We start from the raw sequence: 9985 nt of genomic DNA, 5'->3' as shown, positions 1-9985 counted from the left end.
CGTGGGCCCCGTGGAAGCGGGGCTCCTGGCCCAGTTGGCCCCCGCCGTGGTGCCCCAGGTGCACTGGCTGCCCGGAGGCGGCGCGGTGCGGATCCTCGAAGGGAGCCCGGGAGCGGCCGGGTCGGGGCCGACGGTGGTGTGGTTGCACGGGCGGGGCCACTCGGCAACGCACTGGTTCCCCTACCTGACGGTGCTCGCCCGGAGCCACCGCGTCCTAGCGCTGGACCTGCCCGGCTTTGGCCAGTCCACCGCGTCGGACACGCGCGTGCGGTCGGCGGAGGACGCGGTGGAGTTCTTCACCCGGCCGGTGGAGGAGGTGCTGGGGATGCTGGAGCCGGGGCCGGTGGCGGTGGTCGGCCACTCGCTGGGCGGGCTGGTGGCGCTGGAACTGGCGCTGCGCGGGACGGTGCCGGTGGAGCGGCTGGTGCTGGTGGACGCGATGGGGCTGGGGCCGGAGATGACGCGCGCCTCGCGCCTGTTCTTCCGCGCGGGGCCGGAGCGGCTGGCGCGCAACCTGGGCCCCTGGGCGATGTCCCGGATGCTGCCGCCCCCACCGACGCCGCTGGGGGAGCGGCTGGGGGCGCTGGGCTATGAGTTGATGGCCGTGCCGGGCGGACGGCCGGAGGCGGCCCAGGCCTTCAACGCGCTCGTGCCCCTGACGGGCCCAGTGTTCCACCGCCGCGAGCGACTAGGTGAGGTGAAGGTGCCGGTGCTGCTCGTCTGGGGCGAGCGCGAGGAGACGCTGCCCCTCACGCTCGCGGACGAGGCCGCGAAGAGGCTGCCCCAGGCCCGCGTGCTGCGCGTGGATTGCGGACACAGTCCGCACCTGGAGCGGCCCGAGCGCGTGCTCCCCGAGCTGAAGGCCTTCCTGGGTCAGGGAGCCACCGGCGGCTGAGCGGACGCGAGGCTCCAGCGGGCGCGCGAACCGGGTACAGTCCCGTGCCGTGCCGAAAGACTTCCTCGACCTGGAGGCGACGCCTGAACGCTTGCACGCGTTGGCGGACGCCCGAATCCTGTCCCCGGACGCGTACCGACGCGCGCTGCACCTGGCCGTCGCCACGCCGTCGCGTTCCGCCTGGCGCACGTTCCTGTCCACGACGCTGATGGGCCTGGGCTCGCTGCTGGTGCTGGCGGGCGTGGTGTACTTCTTCGCCTACAACTGGGCGGAGATGGGACGCTTCGCGAAGCTGGGCCTCGTCGCCCTGGGCATCACCGGGACGGCCGTGGGCGCGTGGCGGCTGGGGGACCGGCCCGCGGGCCAGTTCGCGCTGCTCGCGTCCGCGGTGCTCGTGGGCCCGCTGCTCGCCGTGTACGGACAGACGTACCAGACGGGCGCGGATCCGTATGAGCTGTTCATCGGATGGAGCGTCCTCATCCTGCCGTGGGTGGCGCTGGCGCGCTTCACGCCCCTGTGGATGCTGCAGCTGGTGCTCATCAACACCGGCGTCATCCTCTTCTGGGAGCAGCGCATGCGCGACTGGAGCGCCTCCAGGGAGGGACAGCTCGCGTTGCTGCTCGGCCTGCTCAACGGCTTCGCCTGGGCCACCTACGAGCACTTCGCCAACCGCCGGGTGTCCTGGCTCCAGGGGCGGTGGATGCCCCGCGTCCTGGCCATCATGGCGATGACGCCGCTGCTCGGTGCAGCGGTGGTGTTCATCGTCGACAGCGACGACCGCTCGCTCGCCACCGGCCTGTCGTTCCTGCTGCTGCTCGCGGCGCTGGGCGCCATCGTGGCCCTGCACCGCCACCTGCACGGCGAGCTGTTCCTGCTCACGCTGGGCTCGCTGTGCGTGATGACGCTGGTGAACACGGCGGTGGGCTACTTCCTCATCAAGGCCACGCACGCGGAGGAGCTGACCCTCTTCATCCTGCCGCTGCTGATCATCGGCGAGGTGGCGCTGGCCGTGTACTGGCTGCGCCGTGAGTCCCAAGCCACCGGCGTCACGGAGGAGACCTGACATGGCCCTGCGACCCTCGATGCGTGAGGTCCTGACGGGATTGGTGGCCGAAGGCCAGGTGGACGCGGAGGTGGAGTCGCGCGCCCGCACGGCGCTGGAGGTCCGGCAGCGGACCCTGGGCGCCTCTCCCTGGTTCGTGAAGGCCCTGGCCGGCATGGGCGCGTGGCTGTCCTCCGCATTCATGCTCAGCTTCTTCGCCTGCGTCGGGCTGTGGCGGGAGGAGGCGGCGCTCGGCGCCCTCGGCCTGGTGCTGTGCGTGGGCGCGGTCTTCCTGCGACGGGCGACCCACGGGCCCTTCATGGAGCAGCTCGCCCTGGCCTCGTGTCTGTCCGGCGTGGGCGCGCTGCTGTACGGCATGGGGGAGGCCAGCGACAGCGTGGTCGCCATGTCGGTGCTGGCAGTGGTGGTAGGCGTCGCGCTGCTGGCCTGGTTCCCCGACGTCATCCTCTACTTCCTGGCCACCCTGGGCATCCTCGTGGCGGTGGGCGTCCTGGCGTCGGAGGCGATGAAGGGCGTGGGCGTGGACCTGTGGATGCTCGTGGGCGCGGCGGCGTTCTGCGGCCTGCTGCTCTTCGAGCCCCGGCTGCGGCAGGGCCCGCTGGGGTCCCGCGTGGGCCCCATCGCCTTCGCGCTCGCGTGCGCGGTGCCCGGCTGGCTGTTGTTCCGCAGCGCCGTGGGGTCCCAGGACGGCTTCCACTACCTCTACAACGAAAAGTTCGCGCCGGGCGTGTGGCTCACCGTTCCGCTGGCCCTGATGGCCCTGGGGACGGGGTGGCAGGTGATCCGCGAGCAGGGGCTCTCGCAGGAGCGCGCGGCCTGGCTTCCCGCGCTCGCCGCGCTGGTGCTGCTCACGGGGATGACCTTGAACACGCCGGGTGTGCTCGCCGCGGGGCTGATGCTGACGCTCGGCTTCCACCGTCGCAGCAGCGTGATGCTGGGCCTGGCGGTGGCGTTCCTGCTGACGTTCGGTGCGTACTACTACTACGACCTCCAGCTCACCCTGCTCGCCAAGGCGCTCGCGCTCGTGGGCAGCGGGCTGGTCCTGCTGGGCGTGCGGCAGTTCTTCGTTCGGCGGGAACCCGCCGTGCTCGCGGAGGCCCGATGAAACGCGGCGCCGTCATCTTCGGAGGGCTCGCCCTGGTGCTGGTCGCCACGGTCGCGCTCGTCGTGCAGAAGGAAGCCGTGCTGGCCCGGGGCCGGACGGTGTTGCTGCAGCTGGCCCCGGTGGATCCGCGCTCGCTCATCCAGGGCGACTACATGGTGCTCGACTACGCCATCAGCCAGACGTGGCGCGAGGGCATCGAGGCGCCCCAGGAGGACGGCAACGTGGTGCTGCACCTGGACGCGCACGACGTGGGCGCGTTCGTGCGCTACGAGAAGCCGGGCACCCCGCTGGCCCCGGATGAGGTGCGCGTGCGCTTCCGCGTCCGCAACTTGCGCCTGCGTCTGGGCGCGGAGGCCTTCTTCTTCCAGGAGGGCCACGCGGACCGCTATGCCCTGGCGCGCTACGGCGAGCTGCGCGTGATGGACAACGGCACCAGCGTGCTCGTGGGCCTGCGCGACGCGAACTACCAGCTGCTGGGCCGCGCCGTGAAGTGACGGGGCGCGGCCGCGGGGTTCACGCGGCCTCTTCGCTTTCGAGCAGGTCGGAGAAGGGCGACCCGTCCTCGCCCAGCGCCTTGTAGAGCGCGTCCACCTTCTCCAGCTCGCGCTTGAGCGCCTTGTGATGGTTGCGGTTCTTCACCAGGCTCTCGCGGCCCAGCAGGCGGAAGGCCTCGTCGCGGCCCACCTGCCGGATGGCGAGCCCCAGCACCAGTCCCCGGAAGCCGTCCGCGAGGTCCAGGTCCAGGGGGGAGCCCCGGCGGAGCGCCTCTCCCACGAAGGCCTGCGCCGCGGCCCGCAGCGCCTCCGGCAGCGGACGGCTGCCCGGCGCCTGCTCGTAGTACAGCGCCCGCGCGACGTGCTTCTCCTGCAACACGAGGTCGCCCGCGGCCCCGGCGTGCTCCACCATCGCCAGCGAGTAGGCGCGCCGCACGATGTTGTCGAGCTGCCGCAGGTTGCCCGGCCAGGAGCTGGTGACGAGCAGCTGCTCCGCCTCCGGCGCCAGGCGCGCGGAGCCGTCCGGCAGCCGCTCGCGGTGGCGGCGGTTCACCATGTACCGCGCCCAGAGGGGGATCTCGTCCTGCCGGTCCTGCAGCGGCGGCATGCGCACGGGCAGCACGTTCACGCGGTAGTACAGGTCCTCGCGGAAGCGGCCGGCCCGCACCTGCGCATGCAGGTCCGCGTTGGTGCCGATGATGAAGCGCACGTCCGCGTGCTTCTCGCCGGTGCCCTCGCCCAGAGGCCGGTAGCTGCGCGACTCCAGCAGGTGCAGCAGGCCCGCCTGCGCCTTCAGCGACAGCTTGTCGATTTCGTCGATGAACAGCGTGCCGCCGTCCGAGCGCGCCACCACGCCCGGCGCGTCGCGCGTCGCGCCGGTGAAGGCGCCCTTCTTCCAGCCGAAGAGCTCCGCCATCTGGAGGTCCTCCGGCACCGTCACCAGGTCCAGCGTCTCGAAGGGCTTGCCTCGGCGGTTGGAGCGCTCGTGGCACCAGCGCGCGAGCCGCGACTTGCCCGAGCCGGTGGCGCCGCTGACGAGGATGGTCTCGTCCTGCTGCGCGAACACCCGGAGGATGGGCAGGAGCTCCGCCATGGAGCGGCCCACCACGGGCAGGAACTCGTCCACCTCCGGCGTGGCCACCGGCCGCTGCGGCAGCGCGGTGAGGTACGGCGCGGCGATGTCCGTGAGCAGCTGGAGCAGGTCCCCGGCGTCGCGCCAGACGAACTCCTGGCCCATCGCGGCGAGGCACTCGGCCTCCAGCGAAATCATCCCCTCCATGCCCGCGGGCGTGCGCAGGGGCAGCACGCAGACGTGGGTGGCGTGACGGCCGAGGAAGCGCTGCTTGCTCTCGTTGCTGTGGAAGCCCGCGAGTCCCGGGTCGCCCGTCACCGGCGCGTCCGGCGCGTGCGGCTGCACCGTGCCGATGTTCACGTCGATGGACACCGCCGAGCGGTGCTCCACCACCGCGCGCCAGGCCGTGGCGGAGGTGAAGAAGGGCGTCCCGACACCCGCGTCCGTCGTCTCCCGGGCGCCCACCTCCAGCGCCGCCAGTCGTCGGTACGCCTCTCCGGGACGCAGGTGGACGATGCCGCGCAGGACCCGGGCCCGACCCGCGTAGCGGCTGGACGCCACCGCGACTTCCGCCGCGGCCAGCATCCGACGCAGCGTTGCCGCCGCTGCCGTCTCGAAGTCCCTGGAATCCCTGAGCGCAGCCATGAGCTGCGCCAACTCGTCTCGCATCCCCTCGCCTCCGTGCGGAAGCCGCGCCACCGCAGACCGGCGAAGCCGTCCTGAAATCAGACGCGGAACTCTATCGGAGATGATGATGGAGAGCGCGGAAGGAGCGGCCCCTCCTTCCGCGCTCCGAATGCATCCGGATGCGGTACACGCCGTTGCCGGCGTATGGACCAACGCTCTTGCGGATGTCGTGCCAACGAGGAAACCCTGTGATTTCAAGGGCTCCCGCGCACCCTCCGCCACCGATTGCGTCCTGATGGAACGCAGGCGCGTCCTGAGAGAACGCAGCTCCGCCGGCCCAGGCCTGACGCGGCGCTCGCCGCCTCTACAGACGAGGTAGCTGGGTCATTCCCCACCACCCACGGCGGCGTCCGGCTGGAGGACGAAGACGCGGTCCAACCGGGGACTGCCACGGCCCACGGGCGACTCGAGGTCGTAGTCGAAGTCGAACGCGGCGGCGACGCGCAGGCCCGCCTTGCGGAAGAGGCGCTTCACCTGGGGCTCGTCGTAGGTGCGGAAGTACCAGGTGGTCTCGATGAGCCAGTCCTTGTCGGGACCGGTGACGCGCAGCCGGTTGCGCATGGGCGAGCGGCGCAGGCGCTTCTCCGGCAGCCCCTCGTGCGTGTTGCACACGACCTTGTCCGGGCCCACCTGTCCCACCCAGCGCTCGTGCTCGGGGCCGGAGCGCGCGTAGTCGGTGAGGTGGAAGCCCAGCACGTAGATGCCGTCCGGCTTGAGCAGGCGCCGGGTGCCCGTGAGGTGCTCCACCGCGGCCTTCTCGCTGTCCAGGTAGCGGAAGGTGGAGACCAGGGTGTGGGCCAGGTCCACGCGACCTTCCAGCGCGGGGTCGAAGAAGTCCTCCATGCGTGCCTGCGACAGCTTCACGCGCCGGCGCTCGGCCGGGGTGAGGCGCTTGCGCGCGTGCGCGAGCATGGCCTCCGACAAGTCATAGCCCGCGACGCGCAGGCCCCGGCGCGCGGCCTCTTCCACCAGGCGCCCCGCGCCGCACGCGGGCTCCAGCCACTGGGGGCCCCCGGTGCCGTAGCGCTGGCTCAGCGCCTGGAGGAAGTCCGCCTCGCGCACCGTGTCGGTGCCGAAGATGGCCTCGTAGTACTCCGGGTGCTCGTACCAGTCCTTGCGTCGTTCCATGGTGCCTTCAGTGCTCCGTGTGCCCCAGGAGCCGGGCCAGCATGAACATCACCAGCAACCCGGCTGCCAATGCCACCAGGTTGCGGCCGGGCTTGTCGCGCCCGTGCTTGTTCACGTGGGGCAGCAGGTCCGACACGGCGATGTAGAGGAAGGTGCCCGCGGAGAAGGCCAGCGCCTTGGGCGCCAGCGACTCGAAGCGCAGCACGGCGTCGAAGCCGAAGTAGAGCACCGCGCCCACCGGCACCATCAGGCCGTAGAGCGCCGTGTACGCGAGGATGGTGCCGCGCTTCTTGCCCTCCGCCTGGAGGATGGACGCGAGCGACAGCGACGAGGGCACCTTGTGCGCGGTGATGGCGAGCAGCGCCATGGCGCCCACGCCCTCCTTCACGGAGGAGCCCAGCGCGATGCCGTCGAAGAGCGTGTGCGTGGACAGGCCCAGGAACGCGCTGAGGCCCAGCGCGTGGCCGTGGACGTGTTCGGCGCAGTCCGGCGGCTCCTCGCAGGTGTGGGCGACGAGGTAGCGCTCCAGCACCAGCACGAAGAGGAAGCCCATGGGCACGAGCGCGAAGGCCCACCAACCACCGCCCTCGTAGGCCTCCGGGAGCATGTGGAAGAAGGCCGCGCCGAACATCACGCCCGCGGCGAAGGCCAGGAACGTCACCAGCCGCGTGGAACGGTCGTTGAAGACGACCACCAGCGCGCCGGCCAGCGCGCTCATCACGACGATGCAGGAGTACAGGAGGACTTCGGCCACGACCGGCGACATGGGGCGCGCACCCTACCCCAAAACGCCGCGTTCAATAGCTTCGCACCACCAGCACCGCGACCCGCCCCGGCTGCACCTCCACCTCGTGCGTCGTCGGCCGGCCCGGCGCGTCCACCTGGACGGTGTGTTTTCCCGGAGGAAGCCGGAAGCGCGCCACCCTGAACTCCGCCGGCAGCGACAGCCACGAGCGCAGGTCGGGCTGGTTGCCGGCGTTGAGCACCAGGAAGGTGAGCACGCCCAGCTCCTTGCTCTTCGTGAGCGCGCCCACGCCCGCGGCCACGCCCGCCTTCGCCACGGCGCCCGCGAGCTGCTTCGCCAGCATGCGGCCAATGCGGTCGTTCAAGTGCACCTGGGCCACCCGCGCCAGCGAGGTCACCGTCACAGCCCGCTCCGACTGCCCATCCACCGCCACGCGTACCGGCGGTGTGCCTCCGCGGTCGCGGTACACGGGCACCGAGATGAGCTCCCCGGAGTCGTTGTAGTCGCGCGACGCGGACGTCTTCTCCGGCGACAGGCCCGCCTCCACCACCACCACGAGCTGCCCGTCGCCCGGCGCCAGCGGCGCATGCGCCACGTCCGGGAACTTCTCCGCCAGCGAGGCGTACGCGTCGTCGCGGCCCGTCTTCTTCGCCAGCCGCAGGAGGGGCTCCACCAGCCCGCCCAGCCCGGGCTCCAGCTCATACGCCTTCATGTAGTCGATGAAGGCCGAGTCCCACTCGTGCTGGTCCTCGTACATCACGCCACCCAGGTAGCGGGCGATGGCGAGCTGTTCGTAGGGCTTCTTCTCCTCGGTGATCATCTTCTCGATGCGCTCGTTGACGCGGCGGACCTCCACGAGCGCGTCCTCGTCCCGGCCCAGCTGCGCGTAGTTGAGCGCCTGGAGGACGGAGATCATCAGCTTCTCGAAGTCCTCCCCCCGGTAGGCGCGGCGGCGCTCGTTGCTCAGGAGCACCCCGGCCTCCTCGCTCACGGAGGTGATGTCCAGCTCACCGATGAGCCGGTCCGCCTCCGCCAGCACGCGGGTGCTCTCCTCCCACTGGCTGGCCGCGTGCAACACCATGCCCCGGTCCAACAGCACCAGGAGCTGGTCGCGCGGCGGGGCCTCCTTCTGCTCGTGGTCCAGTTCCTGGAGGGCACGAGGATAGTCGGAGGACTGGTACGCCGAGCGCACCGACGCGGTGCGCGCCACGTAGTCGCTGGCGCAGCCGCTCAGGACACCCAGGGCCGTGATGAACAGCAGGCCCCAGCGCGCCAGCTCCCTCCGCATGGGCGGAGAGGCAGGGACGCGTGGGGCCCGCGAAGCGATGTCGGTGGGCTTGGACACGGCGGGGACTACCAGCTCACGCCCTGCTTCTCGAACTTCTTGCGGATCTGCTTCTCGTCCGTCCAGGCGATGGTGCCCGTGCGCACGTCGTTCAGCTTCGCGGTCATCTTGTAATAGACGAGCTTGTCGCGGCCGACCTCCTGGATGATGGAGGCGAGGTCGCCCGTCATCAGGAAGTCCACCGACGCCTGCTGGCCGGGGGCCTTGGCGGCCTCCGGGTTCACGTAGCCGGACTGCTGGTACTCGTACTCCTCCGCGATGTCCTGGCGCGCCTGCTGGTCCACCAGCGCGAAGCGGCCCGTATTCGCGAGCGCCGTTTGAATCTTGTCCCCCAGCGAGCGCATGTCGATGTGCTCACTGGTGCTGTTGCGCAGCTTGCCCACGAGGACGATGGGCAGGGGCGAGCCCTGCGGCGGGGGCTGGGCGAAGCGCGGGGCGCTGGCGAGCGACTCGGCCATCTTCTTGGCGATGAGCTGGAGGTCGTTCTCGTTGAAGCGGTCCCCCAGCATCTCGATGGTGTTGGGGTCCTCGTAGGTGCCACGCGTGTAGGCGCGGGGCCCATAGCAGCCGGCGAGCGACACGGCGACGAGGGCGGACAGCAACAGGCGGCGGGTGTTCATGGTCGGGTTGACTCCTAGTTCCATTCGCATTCGAAGCGGCTGCCTTCGAAGTTCCACTTGTAGGCAAGCACCGCGTCGCGGCGGTAGCCGGCCGTCAACCGGCAGAGGCTCTGCAGCGAGCTGCGCGGATAGTCGAAGGTGTACGACTGCGCCTTCGCGCGCTCCTGCGCGGACAGCTGCGAGGGGTGCGTGAGCGTGGGGCTGGCGCTGGCGGCCACCATCACGCGGTGCGCGCCGTACGTCTTGAGCGGCACGCGGCCCGCGAGCTGGATGCGGCGCACCGTGCGCGCAATCACGATGTCGCTGCGGTCCACCATCGTCTCGTGCGTGTTGCGCCGCTGCAGCAGCTCCGGGAGGTTCGCGGAGAAGACGCGGGTGATGTCCCCGTCGTCCACGAAGAAGTAGAGGAACGCCTCGCGCGCGGTGCGGCTCTCGCCGGTGAAGTCCAGCGTCACCAGCAGGTCCAGCTGACGGTTGGGCGCGAGCGCCTGGCGCGACACCGCCGCCAGCACCGTCTTGTCCACGCCCGCCTTCTTCAGGCGGATGAGGCCGTCCGCGCTCGCGTCACACGCGCAGCGGCGCTCTTCGATCATCTTCACCAATTGCGCGGGCTCGAAGCCGGCCTGGGACAGCTTGGTCAGCTCCTCGTCGGTGAGGGGCAGCTGGTCCGAGCGCTCGTAGATGCGCGGCAGCTGGTTCGGGTCCCACTGGATGATGTTGTAGGTCTGCACGTCCCCGGTCGGGAACGGCAGCGACACGGCAGGAGGCGCGGCGCGGGGCGCCTGGGCGGCGGTCAGCGCGACGGCGGCGGCGAGCAGTTGGGCGATCATG

Annotated in this window: 10 protein-coding genes; 4 read left to right on the top strand and 6 right to left on the bottom strand. The window is 71.0% G+C overall.

Features of this window, described 5'->3' with window-relative positions:
- Window position 1 precedes the first annotated feature (1 nt).
- From D7V97_RS10590 to D7V97_RS10575, 4 genes are read left to right on the top strand one after another with little or no spacing between them, the layout of a single operon-like run.
- Window positions 2–895, top strand: coding sequence for an alpha/beta fold hydrolase (locus tag D7V97_RS10590; RefSeq protein ID WP_120610490.1), 894 nt, complete (start codon window positions 2–4; stop codon window positions 893–895).
- 49 nt (window positions 896–944) lie between these two features.
- On the top strand, window positions 945–1958 hold the full coding sequence (locus D7V97_RS10585) for a DUF2157 domain-containing protein (protein WP_120610489.1): 1014 nt from the start codon (window positions 945–947) through the stop codon (window positions 1956–1958).
- 1 nt (window position 1959) lies between these two features.
- Complete coding sequence (locus D7V97_RS10580; protein WP_120610488.1) at window positions 1960–3063, top strand: DUF4401 domain-containing protein; 1104 nt, start codon at window positions 1960–1962, stop codon at window positions 3061–3063.
- Complete coding sequence (locus tag D7V97_RS10575) at window positions 3060–3557, top strand: GDYXXLXY domain-containing protein (RefSeq protein ID WP_120610487.1); 498 nt, start codon at window positions 3060–3062, stop codon at window positions 3555–3557. Before D7V97_RS10580 ends, D7V97_RS10575 begins: the two co-directional genes overlap by 4 nt.
- 19 nt (window positions 3558–3576) lie before the next feature.
- On the opposite strand, the gene D7V97_RS10570 is transcribed toward D7V97_RS10575, so the two are convergent.
- The 6 genes from D7V97_RS10570 to D7V97_RS10545 all read right to left on the bottom strand — a co-directional run bounded on the left by D7V97_RS10570 (window position 3577) and on the right by D7V97_RS10545 (window position 9984).
- Complete coding sequence (locus D7V97_RS10570) at window positions 3577–5298, bottom strand: sigma 54-interacting transcriptional regulator (RefSeq protein WP_120610486.1); 1722 nt, start codon at window positions 5296–5298, stop codon at window positions 3577–3579.
- A gap of 342 nt (window positions 5299–5640) precedes the next feature.
- A complete protein-coding gene (locus tag D7V97_RS10565) occupies window positions 5641–6444 on the bottom strand; it encodes a bifunctional 2-polyprenyl-6-hydroxyphenol methylase/3-demethylubiquinol 3-O-methyltransferase UbiG (RefSeq protein ID WP_120610485.1) in 804 nt (267 codons plus the stop codon).
- 7 nt (window positions 6445–6451) lie between these two features.
- The gene (locus tag D7V97_RS10560; protein ID WP_120610484.1) at window positions 6452–7210 is read right to left on the bottom strand and encodes a ZIP family metal transporter; all 759 of its coding nucleotides are present in this window, start codon (window positions 7208–7210) and stop codon (window positions 6452–6454) included.
- 31 nt (window positions 7211–7241) lie between these two features.
- On the bottom strand, window positions 7242–8477 hold the full coding sequence (locus D7V97_RS10555; protein WP_120610483.1) for a COG3014 family protein: 1236 nt from the start codon (window positions 8475–8477) through the stop codon (window positions 7242–7244).
- Window positions 8478–8542: 65 nt separating this feature from the next.
- The gene (lpoB, locus tag D7V97_RS10550; RefSeq protein WP_120610482.1) at window positions 8543–9154 is read right to left on the bottom strand and encodes a penicillin-binding protein activator LpoB; all 612 of its coding nucleotides are present in this window, start codon (window positions 9152–9154) and stop codon (window positions 8543–8545) included.
- A 14-nt stretch (window positions 9155–9168) separates the two neighbouring features.
- On the bottom strand, window positions 9169–9984 hold the full coding sequence (locus tag D7V97_RS10545; RefSeq protein WP_120610481.1) for a hypothetical protein: 816 nt from the start codon (window positions 9982–9984) through the stop codon (window positions 9169–9171).
- Window position 9985: the final 1 nt, after the last annotated feature.

Origin of the sequence: Corallococcus sp. CA053C (assembly GCF_003611675.1) — a bacterium.
In the GTDB taxonomy this organism is placed as follows: Bacteria; Myxococcota; Myxococcia; order Myxococcales; family Myxococcaceae; genus Corallococcus.
This window is presented reverse-complemented; position numbering and strand designations above follow the sequence as displayed.

Coding starts and splice junctions, on each gene's coding strand:
- D7V97_RS10580 (WP_120610488.1), top strand. CDS start 1,960: ATGGCCCTGCGACCCTCGATGCGTGAGGTCCTGACGGGATTGGTGGCC.
- D7V97_RS10560 (WP_120610484.1), bottom strand. CDS start 7,210: ATGTCGCCGGTCGTGGCCGAAGTCCTCCTGTACTCCTGCATCGTCGTG.
- D7V97_RS10555 (WP_120610483.1), bottom strand. CDS start 8,477: ATGCGGAGGGAGCTGGCGCGCTGGGGCCTGCTGTTCATCACGGCCCTG.
- D7V97_RS10570 (WP_120610486.1), bottom strand. CDS start 5,298: ATGCGAGACGAGTTGGCGCAGCTCATGGCTGCGCTCAGGGATTCCAGG.
- lpoB (WP_120610482.1), bottom strand. CDS start 9,154: ATGAACACCCGCCGCCTGTTGCTGTCCGCCCTCGTCGCCGTGTCGCTC.
- D7V97_RS10575 (WP_120610487.1), top strand. CDS start 3,060: ATGAAACGCGGCGCCGTCATCTTCGGAGGGCTCGCCCTGGTGCTGGTC.
- D7V97_RS10565 (WP_120610485.1), bottom strand. CDS start 6,444: ATGGAACGACGCAAGGACTGGTACGAGCACCCGGAGTACTACGAGGCC.
- D7V97_RS10545 (WP_120610481.1), bottom strand. CDS start 9,984: ATGATCGCCCAACTGCTCGCCGCCGCCGTCGCGCTGACCGCCGCCCAG.